The 17711-nt window shown below is 41.2% G+C and carries 17 protein-coding genes; 2 read left to right on the top strand and 15 right to left on the bottom strand.

Annotated elements, in window-relative coordinates; genetic code table 11:
- Nucleotides 1-22: 22 nt before the first annotated feature.
- From SLU01_RS03215 to SLU01_RS03145, 15 genes are all read right to left on the bottom strand, one after another.
- Nucleotides 23-778, bottom strand: a complete 756-nt coding sequence (locus SLU01_RS03215) for a prepilin peptidase (RefSeq protein ID WP_147055293.1) — start codon at nucleotides 776-778, stop codon at nucleotides 23-25.
- A complete protein-coding gene (locus tag SLU01_RS03210; RefSeq protein WP_147055291.1) occupies nucleotides 775-1458 on the bottom strand; it encodes a pilus assembly protein PilO in 684 nt (227 codons plus the stop codon). The genes SLU01_RS03215 and SLU01_RS03210 overlap by 4 nt, the downstream gene beginning before the upstream one ends.
- Nucleotides 1451-2074, bottom strand: coding sequence for a PilN domain-containing protein (locus tag SLU01_RS03205; protein ID WP_147055289.1), 624 nt, complete (start codon nucleotides 2072-2074; stop codon nucleotides 1451-1453). Before SLU01_RS03205 ends, SLU01_RS03210 begins: the two co-directional genes overlap by 8 nt.
- Before the next feature lie 2 nt (nucleotides 2075-2076).
- Nucleotides 2077-3030, bottom strand: coding sequence for a type IV pilus biogenesis protein PilM (gene pilM / locus SLU01_RS03200; protein ID WP_147055287.1), 954 nt, complete (start codon nucleotides 3028-3030; stop codon nucleotides 2077-2079).
- Nucleotides 3031-3070: 40 nt separating this feature from the next.
- Nucleotides 3071-3508: a competence type IV pilus major pilin ComGC gene (locus tag SLU01_RS03195; RefSeq protein ID WP_147055285.1), complete on the bottom strand. Its 438-nt coding sequence runs from the start codon at nucleotides 3506-3508 to the stop codon at nucleotides 3071-3073.
- Between the two features lie 120 nt (nucleotides 3509-3628).
- Nucleotides 3629-4840 carry a type II secretion system F family protein gene (locus SLU01_RS03190; RefSeq protein ID WP_147055283.1) on the bottom strand — a complete coding sequence of 404 codons (1212 nt, stop codon included), beginning with the start codon at nucleotides 4838-4840 and terminating at the stop codon, nucleotides 3629-3631.
- Between the two features lie 2 nt (nucleotides 4841-4842).
- Nucleotides 4843-5880 (bottom strand): type IV pilus twitching motility protein PilT, encoded by a 1038-nt coding sequence (locus tag SLU01_RS03185; RefSeq protein WP_147055281.1) that lies wholly within the window; start codon nucleotides 5878-5880, stop codon nucleotides 4843-4845.
- A gap of 11 nt (nucleotides 5881-5891) precedes the next feature.
- Nucleotides 5892-7550 (bottom strand): GspE/PulE family protein, encoded by a 1659-nt coding sequence (locus tag SLU01_RS03180; RefSeq protein WP_147055279.1) that lies wholly within the window; start codon nucleotides 7548-7550, stop codon nucleotides 5892-5894.
- A 24-nt stretch (nucleotides 7551-7574) separates the two neighbouring features.
- Nucleotides 7575-8948, bottom strand: coding sequence for a VanW family protein (locus SLU01_RS03175; protein WP_147055277.1), 1374 nt, complete (start codon nucleotides 8946-8948; stop codon nucleotides 7575-7577).
- A 56-nt stretch (nucleotides 8949-9004) separates the two neighbouring features.
- Nucleotides 9005-10198, bottom strand: a complete 1194-nt coding sequence (locus tag SLU01_RS03170; RefSeq protein ID WP_147055275.1) for a hypothetical protein — start codon at nucleotides 10196-10198, stop codon at nucleotides 9005-9007.
- 10 nt (nucleotides 10199-10208) lie between these two features.
- Complete coding sequence (locus SLU01_RS03165; protein WP_147055273.1) at nucleotides 10209-10604, bottom strand: type II secretion system protein; 396 nt, start codon at nucleotides 10602-10604, stop codon at nucleotides 10209-10211.
- Nucleotides 10594-11007: a prepilin-type N-terminal cleavage/methylation domain-containing protein gene (locus SLU01_RS03160; protein WP_170232562.1), complete on the bottom strand. Its 414-nt coding sequence runs from the start codon at nucleotides 11005-11007 to the stop codon at nucleotides 10594-10596. Before SLU01_RS03160 ends, SLU01_RS03165 begins: the two co-directional genes overlap by 11 nt.
- Before the next feature lie 156 nt (nucleotides 11008-11163).
- Nucleotides 11164-12894 (bottom strand): sensor domain-containing diguanylate cyclase, encoded by a 1731-nt coding sequence (locus tag SLU01_RS03155; RefSeq protein WP_147055269.1) that lies wholly within the window; start codon nucleotides 12892-12894, stop codon nucleotides 11164-11166.
- Nucleotides 12895-12923: 29 nt separating this feature from the next.
- Entirely contained in the window at nucleotides 12924-14627 is a 1704-nt protein-coding gene (locus tag SLU01_RS03150) for a sensor domain-containing diguanylate cyclase (protein ID WP_147055267.1), read from the bottom strand.
- 91 nt (nucleotides 14628-14718) lie between these two features.
- Nucleotides 14719-15924, bottom strand: a complete 1206-nt coding sequence (locus SLU01_RS03145) for a bifunctional folylpolyglutamate synthase/dihydrofolate synthase (protein WP_147055265.1) — start codon at nucleotides 15922-15924, stop codon at nucleotides 14719-14721.
- 62 nt (nucleotides 15925-15986) lie between these two features.
- Between SLU01_RS03145 and SLU01_RS03140 the strand changes: the two genes are divergently transcribed.
- Together SLU01_RS03140 and SLU01_RS03135 are read left to right on the top strand one after the other, a co-directional pair.
- Complete coding sequence (locus SLU01_RS03140) at nucleotides 15987-16853, top strand: ATP-grasp domain-containing protein (protein WP_147055263.1); 867 nt, start codon at nucleotides 15987-15989, stop codon at nucleotides 16851-16853.
- A complete protein-coding gene (locus tag SLU01_RS03135) occupies nucleotides 16850-17644 on the top strand; it encodes an ATP-grasp domain-containing protein (RefSeq protein ID WP_147055261.1) in 795 nt (264 codons plus the stop codon). The genes SLU01_RS03140 and SLU01_RS03135 overlap by 4 nt, the downstream gene beginning before the upstream one ends.
- Nucleotides 17645-17711: the final 67 nt, after the last annotated feature.

Below are 17711 nucleotides of genomic sequence, written 5' to 3'. Positions count from 1 at the left end.
TTGTCCTAAAAAATTTATCGACTTAAATGAATAATTGCTGATACCATTCGACAAAGTCCGCCCCAAAGAAGTAGGAGATAACAGCCGCCAATGCGATGGACGGCCCGAAAGCGACCGGAGTTTTCCTTCCCTTGCCCGTCTTCATGACAATATAAATGCCGGCAATGGAGCCGATGAGCGAAGCAAGGAACAGCGTCAGTAATGTGTTCATCGTCCCGAGAACGAGTCCAATGACGAAGAACAGTTTAATATCGCCGCCCCCCATCCCACCTTTCGACACAACAGCGATGAGAAAAAGCACAGCAAACCCAACTGCGGCTCCTAATAGGCTATCCCACCATGGAGTAGTAGGTATGAGCCATCTAAGAATCAGAAACGCTATCGCGAACGGTAGAAGTACTTTGTCGGGAATGAGCATATAGGAAATATCGGAAACGGTAATAATGACAAGCAGCGAAATGAACAATATCGCGATGATCAACTCTTTACTGAACCCGAGTTGAAAGTAAGCAAAAGCGAAAAGAGCGCCTGTCAATAATTCCATCATAGGATAGATCGGGCTTATTTTATTTCCGCATCCCCTGCATTTCCCGCGGAGGGCTATGTAGGAAAAGACCGGAATCAGATCCAACGGACCGAGCTTCCGATTGCAATTTGGACAATGAGAAGGCGGTGACACGATCGATTCCTTTTTCGGAACTCTCAGCCCGACAACGTTGAAGAAAGAGCCGAAGATGAGGCCGTAAATGAAAAACAGAACGATCCAAACAATGCTCATTCGCTTCCCCCCAGTCCCGGAATTTGATTGAACGGTGTCGGATCCTGCTTACCCGAAGGCACCGGTGCATCCACTTTTGGAGCTTCATCTACAAGGTTCTCCAAATCAGGACGATAAAATGCATGGAATCTAACAGTCATCTCCATATTTTCCGTCTCTTGCTCCATGGTACGGATTTCTTCAGGTGCAGTAAATTCAATCCCATCTATAATGAAGATCCGTTCCATTGACTCGATTTCTTCGATGAATCGGTCGACTTTTGAATAGGTATCCGTTTCCAAATGCACTTCCGTAATGACCGCTTGGACATTTGTTACATGTTCCGGCGGATTTTCAATGGATGTCTCTTCCAATGAAAAATTCACTGCATTCACATATGTATCCGATTTTACTTCCGCTTTCTGAACTTGAAGAAGAATGAGGTCTTCAAGCGGCTTCACTGGCACTTTTTGCTGCAACTGACGTGAAGTAGATGTTTCGGACGGACTTTGCTGTGCTTCCTGTCTTTGCAAGGCAAATAGGATATCTCGTTCATTCGCCAATGTTTGAGTGACCCGTTCATTCGCTTCTTTCGCGGGAGAATAGATGTTGAAATAAGAATAGGCCGCCAGCATAAGCAGTAAAACACTCGCCAAGATGACTAAGCCTATTTCTTTTTGACGTTTTGATAGACTACGCATCTAGATCATCCTCCTGCTCTTCCAAATCGACGTCTGCAGGCTCATCGACTTCAACAACAACGCCTCGCTCATCATGGAATTCCATATGATAGACAGCTTCGAAACGCGGCAGCAGCTGCGCATCATTCTCTTCATCCAACTCTACTGCTGTCAAGGATTCCAACGTTGCATTCGCAATTTCTTCTGAAGTTTTAACACGCGTCAAATAATAAGCAGCATCCGATTTATCATCGAATTGAACAGTCACATTAGACTCATGGGGGGCTGTAAATTCAAACGAAACAAAAAAACCTCGCTCCGGCAATAATGCAATCAGTTCACGGAGAAGTGGCAACGTTTCAAAGCGATATGCCTCTGCCCAATCAACGGTAGCTGTAAGCTGTTCCCGATCGCCAGCGTCCGTTGTAGGCTGAAGACCTTCCCGAATCGTTGCCTGGCTTGCCTGGATTCCGGAAATTTGCGCTTCAACCTGAACAGTCTCTTTCGACAAACGATGGGAAAGTATAAAAAGAGTTGCCCAAAAAAGAATAGCCACACCGATGATGACAAGTGCAGCGATAAGAAGCGTCGATCGCTCCCTTTCTTTTTCAGGCAACAAGTTAATATCAACAAGCATGACTACACCTCTTTCAATGCCAACCCAATCGTACGATTAAAGGTTGCGGGCAATTGTCGACCATCTGGAAGTTGCAACGGTGTTTTCAGCAAACGGTTCGCTTGGATTGAAAATCTCTCACGAATCGTTGACAGTAAATTTTCCATTTCAGCATACTCGCCATTGACAAGCAAATGCGTAATAGAAGCCGTTCCGTTATGTAAGTTATATCTATAAAAGTTCATCAGCTTCTCAAGTTCCATCGCAATCGTTGTCGGTGTGATGGAATGAAGATCCGCTTGTCCATCTGTAACGATCGAAAGGTCAGCCGATTGCGTCAAATCCACAGGCCGCATGAATAGCGGATAATGCTTATGGAAAATCGACACAGTCAACATACCATCATGCATATCAGCGATGAGAACATGCTCATGCCCAGCAAATTGATACGTCTTATAAGCAAGCCGGTATAGCGCAAGCGGTCCGATATCGGCAACGACAGGAGTAAGTTTCACTTCTTTGAGCACATCTTCGTATTGATCCAAAATGCTTTCCTTCGAGGCAATCAAGATAGCCTCTTTTGTGCCCTTATTTAAATCGCAAGGAACAACATCAAAAACAGGATCATCAAACGGCAGATAAATCGTCGAACCGATTTCAATGAAAAAATGCCCCTTCAACTCATCCGGCTCAACATCTTCCGGATACGGCACCTTTCGAATTAACACATATGTATCAGGAGCAAGGAACTGGACATCGCGTTTTGCAATGCCCCACTCCTTAAGGACTCCTTCTAAAATGACCACCAGATTCTCGACATCGACAATCTTTCCTTCGACGATTGTGTTGGGTGGAAGTGTCACTTCCTCCGCAACATCGACGACGAGAGGGTCTTGCGACTTCAACCGGACGAAACGAACGGCGTCTTGTTCAATTGTGAGTGTGGCCGGCTGTTTGCGGCGGTTGAATAGTGGCATTAGATGAACAATCTCCTTAATTAAAATTTAAGCGTATAACTTATTCACTCACTTCGACTTTAGTTGATTTTTTATCGTTAATTTCTTTTATAGTAGCTTTAGAGAATTTTACTGTTTTTCCATTTGATGTTTTAGCTGTTGCTGAAATATTAACATCATTTCCTGAATCACCATTAAAAACCTGACCAGCAGCTTCATCCGCTTTTAATGTACCAAGGTCTTTCATATAACCTTCATCTTGAAGTTCTTTTAAAGTAACATCTTTTTCAGTATCATGTTCCACAAAGTATAGTTTAGCTGCTTCTATCGCATTAATGGCATCAGCTTTTGCAGCATTTACTCGAGTATTATCAATTACCTTTCCGATCGACGGCACAGCAATCGCTGCAATAATACCCAAAATAACAATAACCGCTAAAAGCTCTACCAACGTTAAACCTTTTTCATTCTTTAAATGCTTCTTCAACCATTTTTTCATCTCTATTCCTCCTCTATTATATCTACTACTATCGTACAATGTAAGAATACCAAATTACTAGATAAAATGAAACTATCAACCTATCTATCCATATAACTATTTATTTTTCGACAAGGTTCGCTACATATTATCTATTTCGGTAAACATACTAAACATCGGAAGTAGAATCGAAAGTACTATTGTACCTACTAATCCAGCTAGCAAGATAATCATCAACGGCTCAATTAAAGCCTTCATTCGATCCGTTGCCGCGTCAACTTCCTTCTCATAGAAGTCTGCAACTTTAGCAAGCATCGAATCAAGCGACCCTGTTTGCTCCCCGATTGCGATCATATGGGGAATCAATGGAGGGAACGCCCAGTGATTCGCCATCGGCTCGGTCAATGAGCCACCACGTTCTAATGATAGCCTCGATTCAGCAACAACTCGTGAAATGACTTCATTTTCGATAATCTTTTCCGTCATCGACAATGCTTGCAAAATCGGCACAGAGCTTTTGAATAATGAGCTAAGTGTTCTCGTCATCGTTGATAAGGCCGATTTTTTCATTAAATCTCCAAATACCGGGATGCGAAGGAGGAATGAATCCAGCATATATTTACCTTCCACATTACCACGCATCAATAGTATCCCTACTACTATAGCCGCTCCAACAAGAATGAAAACATACCAGTAGTCGACCATAAAATCACTAGCAGCTAATACAAACTGTGTCAGCGCAGGCAATTCTCCACCGACGCTCGCAAAAAGGTCGACAAACATTGGGACGACAAACGTCAACAGGAATATAACGACTCCGATTGCTACTATGCCAACTACAATTGGATAAGACATAGCCGATATGACCTTTTGCTTAGTCATATGTGCTTTTTCATAATGCTCCGCGAGACGATCGAGCGAATCATCGACAGTTCCTGACATCTCTCCCGCCTTGATCATATTAATGACCAATGGTTCAAAAGCTTTTGGATGCTTTACTAATGCTTCTGAGAGAGAGCCGCCTCCACGGAGATCATCCCCGATGGACACTAAAATTTTCTGGAAAGGCTTTGATTCGACTTGTAAGGATAAAATACGGATCGATTCCACGATAGTTACCCCTGCTCGAAGCAAAGTTGAAAACTGGCGTAGAAACATAATAAACTGTGTCCGTTTGATAGGATTTCCGATATGAATTTCCTTCGTCAGGACAGTTTCAGCTTGTTCAGTCAAATCGGTCACTCGAATTCCTTGGCCTTTCAGTTTCAAAGCAGCTTCCCGTTTATTCACCGCTACTATGACGCCTGATCTTTTAGACCTTGCGTCTCGTCCTTCATATTTGAATCTCGCCATCGTTATTCAACACCTTCGATATATGGCATTGCCGCCTCATAAGTAATTAATCCTTGATCCAGCAGCTGTTTCACGGAAGTTTCCATCATATGCATGCCCATTGCCCGGTTCGTTTGAATGATATTCGGGATTTGATGTACTTTCTCAGAGCGGATCAGATTGGAAACCGCCGAATTATTGATCATCAGCTCCGTCGCCACCCGTCTGCCACTTCGATTGACAGTCGGGAAAAGTCTTTGTGAAAGAACCGCTGTTAATACGCCAGCAAGCTGTACTCGAATCTGACTTTGTTGGCCATGCGGAAATACGTCGATGATCCTGTCGATTGTTGAAGCAGCACTCCAAGTATGTAGCGTCGCCAAAACAAGATGGCCTGTTTCAGCAGCTGTTATTGCAGTTGATATCGTTTCCAAATCTCTCATCTCTCCGACAAGAATGACGTCCGGATCTTGACGTAATGAAGCACGCAATCCGTCCGCGAATGAACTTGTGTCAAAACCAACTTCACGTTGATCGATAATCGATGATTGATGCGAATGCACATACTCGATTGGATCTTCCAGGGTGATAATATGCTTCCGAGATGTTTCATTCATATACCGAATCATCGCAGCAAGTGTAGTCGACTTTCCTGATCCAGTAGGCCCAGTTACTAAAATAAGTCCTTGCGGAGTCTGCGCCAGCGTCTTCAGTGCGCCGGGCACTTGTAAGTCATCGATTGAAGGAACGTTAGTCGGAATGGTCCTGAATGCAAGTGATATCGAACCCCGCTGTTGGAATGCATTGACACGAAACCGGGCAATTCCTTGTAATTCATAGGAATAATCGATTTGTCCTTTTTCAAGGAATGCAGTAAACAACTTTTGAGGAATTGTTGATTTAGCTGCTTCTTCTGTGTAGGTATCATCAAGCGGTACATCCCCGAAACGCTTCAAATCTCCATGGATACGAAACACCGGAGGAACACCGACTGTCAAATGAATATCCGATGCCTTTAATTCAAAAGCTTTCGCCAAAATATGATCAATAGTTTCATTCATAGCCTATACCCCTATTCAATGAGCGCTACACGGAGCACTTCTTCCGTTGTCGTGATTCCTTGTTTTACTTTAGCCAATCCGTCATCAATGAGAAAGACAGTTTGATTACGTATCGCGATTTCCCTCAGTTGTGCAGGTGTACCGTGGTTATTAATCACTTCACGCATAGCATCATCGATAATTAGCACTTCGTGAATGGCAACCCTTCCCCGGTATCCGGTCATATTACATGATGCGCAGCCGGACCCACGGACAATCGTTTCGATCTCCATGCCACGTTTTGCGAAAATCTCTTTCTCTCGATTCGAAGTAGGCATTTCCCGTCCACAATCGCGGCATACACGCCTAATCAGACGTTGCGCAATGATTGCATTGACTGATGCCGTCACTAGGAAAGGTTCCACCCCCATATCAATCAAACGCGTGATGGAAGCAATCGAGTCGTTCGTATGGATTGTGCTGAGTACTAAATGCCCTGTGAGCGAGGCCCGGATTGCGATTTCAACCGTCTCCCGGTCACGAATCTCACCGACCATGACAATATCAGGGTCTTGTCTCAAAATCGACCTCAAACCATTCGCGAATGTCAAACCGACCGTTGGATTCACTTGAATTTGATTAATGCCTTCAAGCTGATATTCAACCGGATCTTCGACAGTGATAATATTCACTTCTTCTTGGTTCAATTTATTAAGCGCCGCATATAGTGTAGATGATTTACCAGAACCAGTCGGTCCGGAAATTAATACGATGCCATTTGGCCTTTCGATTTCCTTCATGAACCGTTCCAGATTCAACGGGCTGAAGCCTAATTTCGACATATCATTTAACGAGCTGCTTAAATCAAGTATCCGCATGACGATTTTTTCGCCATAAACCGTAGGCAAGCTGGATACGCGGAGATCGATCGGCCTGAAGTCAATCGTTACTTTGATCCGCCCGTCCTGCGGAACCCGATGCTCTGTTATATCAAGGCTGGACATGATTTTAATCCGAGCAGTCAGCATCGCTTGCATATGTTTCGGCAAATAGCGTTCAGTCTTCAACATCCCATCGACACGAAACCGGATGACAACTTGATGCTCCTGCGGGTCAATGTGGATATCGCTCGCCTTTTGCGTTATAGCAGCAGAAAGCACTTGATTGACGAGACGGACAATCGGGGAATCAAGATCAGTTAACTCATCTTGCTGTTCCCTCGTTTCCTCAGGCTGTTCAATGAAGAAATCTTCAAGAAGTTCATCTTCATAGTATTTGGAGATCGTCCGTAAAATATCATCTTTGGAAGCGATCGCAGTTTCGATATGAAAACCTGTCGACAGACGTAAATCGTCAACCGATAGATAATCCATGGGATCGGACATCGCAACAAACAGTCTGTCCCCTTCCGCTTTCAATGGCACGATAAGGTTTCGTTTCGCAAACTCTTTCGGTACGATATTGAACAGTTTCGGGTCAAAGGGATACCTGAATAAATTGACATGAGGGATTCCGAGTTGGAACTCCAGCACTTCTATTAGTTGCTGTTCAGTAATATAACCGCGTTGAAGTAGAGCATCCCCTATTTTCTGGCCCTTCGGCTTATCTGCTAAGGCAGTTTGAAGTTGAGCGTCGGTAATTAGACCTGACTCGACGAGCAAATCGCCAAGCCGTTTCCGTGTTGTTGCCATTTGAGTTCCCCCTTCGCTGAAAGATCATTTGCCTCCAATAGGCATTCCGCTCTTGTCATAGATTTGTTTTCCTTCGTTCTGACTTTCTGTTCCAGTCGTTGTTGTTCCGGATTCTGTTGCCTGTCCTGTTCCATTTCCAGTGGAGGGATCCGTCTCCGTGTTGGATTCACCATCATCAAACTGTACCTCGTCATTTTCAAAACTCTCATTACCAACATCACTTCCACCAGTAGATTCGCCGGTAGAGGCATCAGCCTTTGTCAAGGGTAGCATTTCAATCCGATGAATTGGGGCATAAAAGTCTTTTGAAACATCCTCAGTATTAATGACTTTCCCATTAAGTGAAATATTTCTTCGGACAACAACTTCCATACCTTCCTTGCCTTCCTGGGAAACGATTACTTGTCCATCATTCACAAATGCGCTGTATTGGCGGACTGTTCTTGGTTTGTACGTATCTATGCGTTCAATTACGGGTTCATAAGAGTAATAGAATGGCGGACCTTCAATGGACAGTTGTATTTTTCCATTAGACCAATTCGCATGGATTGTAAAGTCCGATTTGTTCGGGTTCGTGAACTTAAAATCAAGGCCTAATGTTTGATTCATCGCCGCTTCGTAACCCGGATGGATAATTGGAGATAAAAGCGTACTTATATTGCGCTCATCGATTTGAAAATTCGTTTGAAGAACTGCCGTGTACAGCATGGAAGAAAGCAATGACATTTCCTCGTCACTAAGCATCCCAATTTCTGAGCTCGTCAGCAATTCCATCATAGAAAACATCTCTAATGGCTGTACGACAGATTTATCTAATGCTTGTATAGCATTTTTAAAAGGCCCAGATGTCCCGCTAATATTATATTCAGATAAAGCGACTTCTACAATAGGTATTTCATTGGCAGGTAGATAGTCTGTAATATGGATGTTTCTGGGCATAATGCCAGTTTGCAATTCTTTTTCAACGCCTTCAGCAATCAAATCGACCGTTTCTTCCGTGAATAGAAATTGGGGCAATTGTTGTGTAAGGACCGTATTTAATCCGCCACGTGATACTGATGCAATGATTGGGTTGTCCTGTCCTGAATTCACATTTGCAAGACTCTTGTCGATATCAAACGTGATTGTTTCCGGTATAAGTGAGAATTGGATGTCTTGATATATCAAATTTACATCCAATTTACTTTGAAGATCAGATAAATCTGCTATGAGTTTAGATTTTGCCTCACGTGTTTTTTCATTTGATATATTAAACGGCCCAATGAAAGTATGGTCACCGAATTTCGCTTTATTATTTATAAACAAAACATTATTCGCAAAAGCTTTATTTGTAACCGTAAAAGCTAAGATGACAATTATCACTAATAGATACGTAGAAAAATAGTGTTTGTTTTTCATTGTGGTCAACCTCTATTCTATAAGTATGGCAACCGAATAATTCAAAAAATAAAACTTTAGTCGACTTTGTAATCCGGATTTACCTCTGGCAAGACAATCCATTCCTCATCTTCAGATACTATAGGGGAAGTACCTAGACATTCCTTATCGAACCACCTATATCCTTCATCATCAGTTAAATAAGGAGCCCACCCATTATTCCACAAAAAAATGTCTCCTCTTACACAAAAACTTGAATTATTCTTAACTCTGCTTAAGGGTTTCTTAAAAAACGCATTTTGTTGAATCGTAATATTTACATGCGGTTCAACTTCCTCGACTAGGTCGAACAATGCATTTCCTCCTACATTAACTATTGAATCAGTCCCAAACTTTGAATTCCCCATAATAAAAAGATTCCCGTCAACATTAAGTTCATTATGATTGGCCATGTGTATCGCCCCACCGATGAATAAATCTCCATTAACTGTTAAATTAGTTTTATTTATGCCTTGCGTCTTCATACTGGCACTTCCAGCTATTAACAAATTTTTCTTAAATGTCCAAACTGAATTGGCAGCCATGTCAACTGCTCCAAGAAGTTTAACATTCGAGTTGGTACTAAAGGGGTTTTTATTTGTTATGCCGTAAACCACCCTATAAGCCGGCAAATTCTCAACTTCATGCAGGTAGGTGACTTGTGGTGCTTCGTTATCCATAAATCGCGGTTGTTCTGGGGGTGTGGCATCTGGAATAAGATCACCTGGAGACCCATCCCCTGAATTGTTGGGTACTACCCTTATTCTAGCCTCAATTGCCCGTGAAGCTTTTTCAGTTAAACCTTCACTAGTGAAGGTTAACTCTACAAAATCTTCTTTGTCTGGGCAGTTCATACTTTTTCCCATAAATAAATACTGACCTATTTCGCTATTAAACTCATTTACGTCTACTTGTGTTGAGCTTACGACTCCACACAAACCTTCTCTGTACTGCCTCCGTGTAGCCTCTTTATCTATCTTTCCGTCTTTATATTTGGTATATAAGCTTTTGTCAGCATTATATTCTTCAACCGCACTAGCTACTTCTGTTTGGTAATGTATAACACCCATTTCAGCCAGATGTCTAGCCTGTAGATTTTCACCTTTTTTATTAAACTGTTTTGCGGCAGACAGATTTAATGCAAGTAATCCAACTCCCAATATAGTAAATATCACCAGGATTAATAAAACAGTGATTAAAGCTCCACCATTTTCGCTTTTCATTAGCTTCATCTAACCACCCCTATTCGAGTTTACTGAACGTTGTGTTTACATTATAATGTAATCCGTCCTTCTCAATTGTCAGTGAAAAACGAGTTGGATTATCAGTCCGAACAATATTTGATACTGTATATTGGTAATCCCTAGATATAATTGTCCCATTCATTTTTAACACATCATTATCCACATTAAACGTTATTGTATTATCCATTATATTTTTATCGTTTTTTCTCAAATACTCTTTTCGAACAACCTCTGTAATATAATTTGCTTCCTGTTGCATTTGCTGATTTAATGTATTTCGATTAGCAGTTTTTATCCCAGTTATTAAAATACTTCCAATTAACGCTAAAATTATTCCAAATATCGCAAGGGATGCTAATAGTTCAACCAATGTTAAACCACGTTCATTTTTCATATGAATTCCCTTCTTTTATATACATTTCTGTTTTAAATGGCGGCCTTTTTAATTCTTTCGAAGAATATATAGTGACTTTAGCTAACCTTAATTCAGATTCAATTGTATTCTCTTCGAAATCAATTTCTACTTTGCTAGCAAGATCAGTATTTTCCTTTATATAGGTGTTATCTTGTTTGTGATACCCCATTTGCAGTAAATCTTCAGGTGAATCAATTCTTCTTAGGTCAGCTACTACTTGTTCAGCAATATCAACAGAAGTTAATTTCGCCTTGTTATGCTGGGTAAACTTTGTTGACTGAGTAAAAAAAGTAAAAAAAGAAAGTAGTATGATAGAAATAAGTATTATCGCTACTAAAATTTCCACTAAAGTTAAGCCGCCCTCTTTATTTAGTAATTTCACATCTTCACCACTTCTCAAGTTTTATATTATCATACACCTAACCTATAATATTAAAACTCATCTATTACTTACAGCATACAAAAATCGCAAGAACTAATCAACTATCCCGCAAAAATAGTAAAAAAATCATAGAAAAAGACCGATTTTCATCGGCCTTTAACTTATTATATTAACTTCGCTCTCTTCTTCATAGACGCCAACACGATTTCTCCCTGCCTGCTTTCCTCCAATATACAGCGCCCTGTCCGCATTCCTCAACAAGTCTTTACCACCCATTGCATCATCTGGAATGCTAGCAACACCGATGCTCACTGTCATCTGAACAATTGTAGGTTCCCTGTCTTCTGATAAGTCGGGGATGATATGGAAGCTGGATTCTTCGACATCTTTTCGGATCATTCCAGCCAGTTCCACAGCTTCTGCCTTTGAATAATTCGGTAGGGCCATTACAAACTCTTCCCCACCGTATCTAGCCAAAGTGACGCCCTCTGCTTGGTAGCCTCTTAATAGATCCGCAAACGCACATAGGAGATCGTTGCCGCTTTGATGGCCATATGTATCGTTGATTGCCTTGAAATGATCGATATCGAGCATAATGACAGATAACGTTGAAATTTCGCTTGTATGATACCGGATCATTTCTTCGTCTAGTTGAGTTTCCAAGTAACGGAAGTTATGCAAACGAGTAAGGCCGCAGCGCATGCTTTTTTCTACGGTTCTTTCATAATATCCGGCTTTTTCCACTGCGGTAGCGAAATACCCGGTCAGCAAATCTACCATTTTAGCTTGTCCATCTTCAAATGCGTATTTTTGGTTGGAAGTTAGAATTAAAAATCCTTCTGTCTTTTGATTCCTTTTTATGGGTGCTGTCATTACACTTTCCACTGAATGAGCAAACTTATATCCAATTAAAGAGGAAATACTTTTTTTATTCAAAAACACTTTAGTAGCATCCAAATCCAATCCATCGTTCTCCGTTTTCTTTAACGGAAATGAAAATCGATTTACTTCTTCGCTACGGAACTCACCTTCCATAAAAGTAAGCATCAAAAGGTTTTCTCCCATTCGCAAGTCGACTATGTAAGCACTTTCATAAGGGATTACACCTTTAATTTTCTCGACGAATGTTCGAAGGACATCTTCTACGCCTAGACGATCCGCAAGCTGATGTCCAATTTCTGCAGCAGAAGCTAAAATGTCGTTTAATTGGTTGGATTCCATATAACTCCTAGTAACAACGAGCACGAGCAAAAATGGAATGCCTATTAATAAGAACGCTCCGTTTCCAAACTGTTGAAGAAGAAGACAGAACACGATTGCAAATGGCAAAAGAAGAATTGATACAATGTAATCCCACAAAGTGACCTTTTTCATGACTGACGTGTCAGTTTTCAAGAGTTTATAGGAAATATAAAAAAGTGCGCTATTGATTAGTGAGTATGCCGATGCATAAATAAATCCTGCTAAAACCAGCTCACTTAATTCAATTTGTCCAATTGGTCCGCCAAATGCATAATAAATCGCTCCACTTACTATGGAAATAATAACGAAGTGAATCGAATTGAATGTGTACCGAAATAATTTTGGTGTAGATGATTTGGAAGTGAACAAAATAGTCAACAGAGCTATTTGCATAAAGATCATCTCAGTAAATAATCCGTATTGGAAAAGCATTGAAAAGATAATCCATTTTTCCAATGTTATAAGCATGTTTTGTACCGTAATGGCCAGCCTCGTAATTGCAATCATTATCAGTAGACTTATTGCCAAGTTTAAATAATTGTAGTCATTGGATGGGAAGTAGCTATAGGCAATATAAAAAGCAACCGGCACGATTAGAAACCACAGTAAATATACTACTTTTCTTTGCTCGCTAGTAACTTTCACCGTCTAATTCCCCCTTCCTCCGACAAATATCATTTCACATACTCAGCCACTCTGTCTCTCCCTGCTTGCTTCGCTCCTATATATAAGGCCCTGTCTGCATTTCGTAGTAAAGCCATCGCTTCATCTGTATCTGTTGGCGCATTTGCGACGCCGACACTGGAAGTGATAAAAACGTCAATCGATTGCTTATCCATACTTAAATCAGAAGTAATCGAAAACGCATGTTGCCTAATAAGCAGCCGGAGACGATTTGCAAAGTCAACTGCTTCCTGTTTAGTGAAGTCCGGCATGATGTAGACAAATTCTTCACCGCCATACCTGCCAACCGTTCCGTAATCAGGCAATTGCTCTTCCAGAATTCTCGCCAGGCTGTATAAAATGTCATTTCCACTTTGATGTCCATACGTATCATTTACTTTTTTAAAATGATCGATATCGAGCATGACGACGGATAAATCCTGAATATCCCCTTTTTGCATCCGGTTCATTTCGTAATGCAGTCTTTCTTCTAAATAGCGGTAGTTATAAAGTTTCGTCAACGCACATCTTTCGCTCTTCAATAATGCCTCTTGGACATAACGTGCTTTTTCAAGTGATACGATATAATACGAGCCGAGGAGATCCAAAATTTTTAATTGGTAATCCTTAAAGGCTGATCGACGATTGGAGCCTAATAGAAGGATGCCATTCGTCTTATTGTTATGAATCAATGGGATGCAAAGGATGCTTTCCAAGTCGTCTGGAGCAAAAACTGTTGCATTTTGCAGCCAATCTTTACGTTTCGTATAGATGACCGACTCATTACTTACCAGCACTTTTCCTGCAATACCTTCTCCTGGCTGAATCGAACCAAATTCACGTGTTACAAAATTGTTTTTTTCGTATGCTTTTTCAAGTTCTAACCAGTTATTATGGTTTTTGAAGAGGAAAGCAAAGTTTGCGTTAAAAAGCTCTGTACTTTTTTTTATGAACTGTTCAGTTACATATTTGTCATCTGTCAACACCGATAATTCGCTTCCGATTTCTCCAGCTCTTTTTATGGAGTCATTGACTTTTTCTGAACGGCCATATAGACGGATGATCGTAATGGTAACGAAAAATGGAAATCCTAACAATAAAAACGAGGAAATCCCGACTAAATTCAATAGAAAATAAAATGTGAGCGCTAATGGTAGAATGAGAATAATGCTCGCATACTCATATGCAATGTCTTTTATAGTTAATGGATTTTTAAGTCCCCTCATTTGGAAATATGTTTTTAATAGGCCAATATTCGTTGTCGTATAGATCAATCTAAAAACTGCAGCGCTCATAAGGACATACCAAAATTCCATCGAACCTATTTTTCCACCGACAACGTAAAACGCCAATGCGCTAACGACAGATAAAATAAACAACATGATCGAATTAAAGAAAAATCGTTGAAAGATGTTGACCTTACTTTTCACAGCAAAAAGAGTAGCCACGATTGCCAATTGCATGACAACTAATTCGACAGCTAAACCGTACATAAGAAATGCAGGCAATGTGACCCACATGACCAAAGTTACGGGTTCGCCATTCAATTTGATTGGGAATAAGACGGTCAACACACCAAAAATAACAAATAGAATTAAGTAACTGACATTGATTTCATCGGGCATCTGATTGGCAAGCAAATAAATCATTCCAGGCGGAACGATGAGTAACCATATGATAAAATGAACAATTGTAATCCACTTTTTTTCAGCCACCCAGATACACCCCTTACAAAATATATCAGAAATAAGAGAAATGATAAAGTATTGTTTCAATCAACTTATGAATTTCCATTCATATACCTAGTTAGTTCAAAAGGCTACTGAGTAAATAAAGTGAACCTGCGACTATTTTCTTCCTATCATTTCCTTCTCTTAGTATTATAGTATCACCATTGTCATTTGTCATCTTTTTTCTATTATACTGACAACTGGCCATTAATTCCTCAGCAGTAGCTGCTTGGGGATGGGGAAAAGTAACGAAAGTGAAGGAAGCAGCGACGGGAATCAATTCATCAAGCGTCTTCTTTATGTCCTTTGTATTCAACATGCCTATGACAAAATCTACTTTTTCACCAGGAAATTCCGTTCGGATCGTTTCAGTTAGCATCTTGGCTGCTGCAGGATTATGCGCGCCATCCACAAATACGCCAGGCGCAATCTCTTGGAAGCGATAAAGCAAGGATGCATTCGCAACACCTTTCGCCACATGTTTTTCTTCTAGTGAAACACCAGCTATCCAAAGTGCTTCGATGGCGACAGCTGCATTGATTGCCTGGTGTGGCCCCTTCATTCTTCTATCAGGAATAACGGTTTTTAAGCCTCCTTCAAATACTTCCCCAATCATCTTGAAGTCCTTCCCATAGATGAATAATTCACTGTTCATTTCCGCTGCCTTCGAGTGAACAACGACTTCTGCTTCTTTAGGCAATACGCCGGTGACAACGGGCATCTTCTCTTTTATGATGCCAGCCTTTTGTCCTGTAATTTCTGTGATCGTATCACCCAGAAAGCCGACGTGGTCTAGCGCGATCGATGTTATAACCGAAACGAGTGGTATTACGACATTCGTACTATCCAATTCGCCGCCCATTCCACATTCAAGGAGAATATAATCAGGTAAAATCCTTTCGAACGTCAGAAATGCGGCAACTGTCAATAACTCAAAGTCAGTAAGCATTCCGCTTAGCCCTGCCTCTTTCATACGAATGAATGACTTGTCCATTTCCGCTCCGCTAATTGGGATTCCATTGATGCGGATTTGGTCATGAACATCGATCAATGCTGGTGAAGAAAATACTCCTGTTGAAAATCCATGTTCTTTCAAAATGGATTCCATGAAAGCGATTGTGGAGCCTTTTCCATTTGTTCCCGCCACATGGATGACCTGCAAGTGTTTTTCAGGGTTCCCGACTTTCTTTAGCGCCGCGCGGATGCTGTCGAGTCCGGGTTTTATGACATCATCACTATATAGTTCAAACCGTTCTTTATACTCGTCAAATTTTGGAATCAAAACACTCACTCCTTATGATAAAATCAGCATAGGTAAAGTATATCACGGCCAGGGGGAACGATATGAAAAGTTGTTGGGTCATTTATAATGGAAGTTTAACGAGTGATAAATTTAGAGATCAAGCGGATTTATTAAAGGAAGCTGCAGAGCGTGCCGGACTGAAAGCGGAACTGAAGAAAAACTATGAAGTGATGATGATATTGGATGAAGAGGTAGCTGCCCGTCCAGATTTTGTCGTATTTTTGGACAAGGATATTCTTCTGGCAACATTTCTAAAAAATGTTGGCATTCCGGTTTTCAATGACCCGGAAGTGATCGAGACTTGTGATAATAAAGCGAAACAGTATATACAGCTTGCGAAGAAGAATATTGCAATGCCACAAACGATTATCGCACCTAAAGTCTATCCAAAATTCACGATTGCGGAATCAGGGTATTATGAAAAAGTTCTAGAGAAGCTAGGGCTACCTATGATTATTAAAGAAGGACACGGTTCATTTGGCATGAAGGTTTATTTAATTGAAACGGAAGAGGATTTCTATGCGAAAGTGGATGAACTTCGCGGTGTCGATTATGTGTTCCAACAGTTCATTGAAACGAGCCGGGGACGGGATATTCGCGTAAATATCGTTGGTGGAGAAATTGTCGCTGCCATGTATCGCTCATCTGAGACGGATTTCCGGGCGAATATTACGAATGGCGGCGTGGCAAGCGTGATCGAGTTAACAGAAGAACAAAAGGAATTGGCAATCCGCGCTGCCGAAGCAGTCGGTGCAGAATTTGCGGGTGTCGATCTATTGTACGGCGACAATGAAATGCCGCTCGTCTGCGAAGTAAATGCAGCCGCACATATCCGAAATATTTACAATGTAACCGGCATTAATGTTGCCGACAAGATGATCGAGTATATTTTAGGTGAATTGGCATGAAAGGGCATGTTTATTATTCATCAGAGGAAGCGGAGCGTAATCGGGGCTTCATTGATGATTTAATGGAGCAGGCGGCAAAGTTGGATATTACACTAACATTGCTGGTAGATGAGGAAGAACCGGATGATGTTGCGGATTTCATTTTATTCCGCCACCGCAATGCGGCGCTTTCACAAAAATGGGAGTCAGAGGGATACCGGATATTCAATCGTTCGGAAGTCAATAAAATCACGAATGATAAATTGCGGACTTTTGAACTTGCCACTTTGTTAGGGATTTCCGTTGTTCCAACTAAATGGGTAAAGTCTATTCGGGATATTCCCTCCTACCCCATTGTTTTAAAAACAATTGATGGACATGGCGGCAATGAAGTGTTTCTATGCCAAACAGCTGTGGAAGCTGAGCAGTTTTTCAAGCGGTTTGCTGGAAGAGGTTTGATTGCCCAGCCCTACATAGAATCCGGTTCAACGGACGTTCGGGTGTTCATGCTTGGCGAGGAAGTACTAGGAGCTGTGAAGCGGATCGGGAATGAATCCTTTAAGTCGAATTTTTCTCTCGGCGGTTCAGTGGAGAAATACACGCTTTCGTCTTGGCAGGAAAAAGAGGTTCACAAGATAGCACGAGCGCTGAAAAGTGATTATATTGGCATCGACTTTCTTTTATTGCCAGACGGCGGTTGGATGTTGAATGAAATCGAAGACCCCGTCGGCGCTCGATCACTGTATGCGACACATGATTTTTCTATTGCGGAGAAACTGATGGTATTTATCAAAAGAAATTTATTAGATTAAACGAGCCGTTGTGCAATTTAATGAGCCGTTCGCAGAATAAATGAGCGTACCATAAAAAAAGAGTTGG

The sequence above is a fragment of the Sporosarcina luteola genome (genome assembly GCF_007991495.1).
GTDB lineage: Bacteria > Bacillota > Bacilli > Bacillales_A > Planococcaceae > Sporosarcina > Sporosarcina luteola.
Note: the sequence above shows the minus strand (reverse complement) of the source record. Positions and strands in the feature narration are given on the sequence as shown.

What these genes read in the sequence shown, in the direction of transcription:
- pilM (WP_147055287.1), bottom strand. Translation starts at nt 3,030, where the DNA reads ATGCCACTATTCAACCGCCGCAAACAGCCGGCCACACTCACAATTGAA.
- SLU01_RS03135 (WP_147055261.1), top strand. Translation starts at nt 16,850, where the DNA reads ATGAAAGGGCATGTTTATTATTCATCAGAGGAAGCGGAGCGTAATCGG.
- SLU01_RS03215 (WP_147055293.1), bottom strand. Translation starts at nt 778, where the DNA reads ATGAGCATTGTTTGGATCGTTCTGTTTTTCATTTACGGCCTCATCTTC.
- SLU01_RS03210 (WP_147055291.1), bottom strand. Translation starts at nt 1,458, where the DNA reads ATGCGTAGTCTATCAAAACGTCAAAAAGAAATAGGCTTAGTCATCTTG.
- SLU01_RS03190 (WP_147055283.1), bottom strand. Translation starts at nt 4,840, where the DNA reads ATGGCGAGATTCAAATATGAAGGACGAGACGCAAGGTCTAAAAGATCA.
- SLU01_RS03175 (WP_147055277.1), bottom strand. Translation starts at nt 8,948, where the DNA reads ATGAAAAACAAACACTATTTTTCTACGTATCTATTAGTGATAATTGTC.
- SLU01_RS03180 (WP_147055279.1), bottom strand. Translation starts at nt 7,550, where the DNA reads ATGGCAACAACACGGAAACGGCTTGGCGATTTGCTCGTCGAGTCAGGT.
- SLU01_RS03140 (WP_147055263.1), top strand. Translation starts at nt 15,987, where the DNA reads ATGAAAAGTTGTTGGGTCATTTATAATGGAAGTTTAACGAGTGATAAA.
- SLU01_RS03185 (WP_147055281.1), bottom strand. Translation starts at nt 5,880, where the DNA reads ATGAATGAAACTATTGATCATATTTTGGCGAAAGCTTTTGAATTAAAG.
- SLU01_RS03195 (WP_147055285.1), bottom strand. Translation starts at nt 3,508, where the DNA reads ATGAAAAAATGGTTGAAGAAGCATTTAAAGAATGAAAAAGGTTTAACG.
- SLU01_RS03165 (WP_147055273.1), bottom strand. Translation starts at nt 10,604, where the DNA reads ATGAAAAATGAACGTGGTTTAACATTGGTTGAACTATTAGCATCCCTT.
- SLU01_RS03205 (WP_147055289.1), bottom strand. Translation starts at nt 2,074, where the DNA reads ATGCTTGTTGATATTAACTTGTTGCCTGAAAAAGAAAGGGAGCGATCG.
- SLU01_RS03170 (WP_147055275.1), bottom strand. Translation starts at nt 10,198, where the DNA reads ATGAAGCTAATGAAAAGCGAAAATGGTGGAGCTTTAATCACTGTTTTA.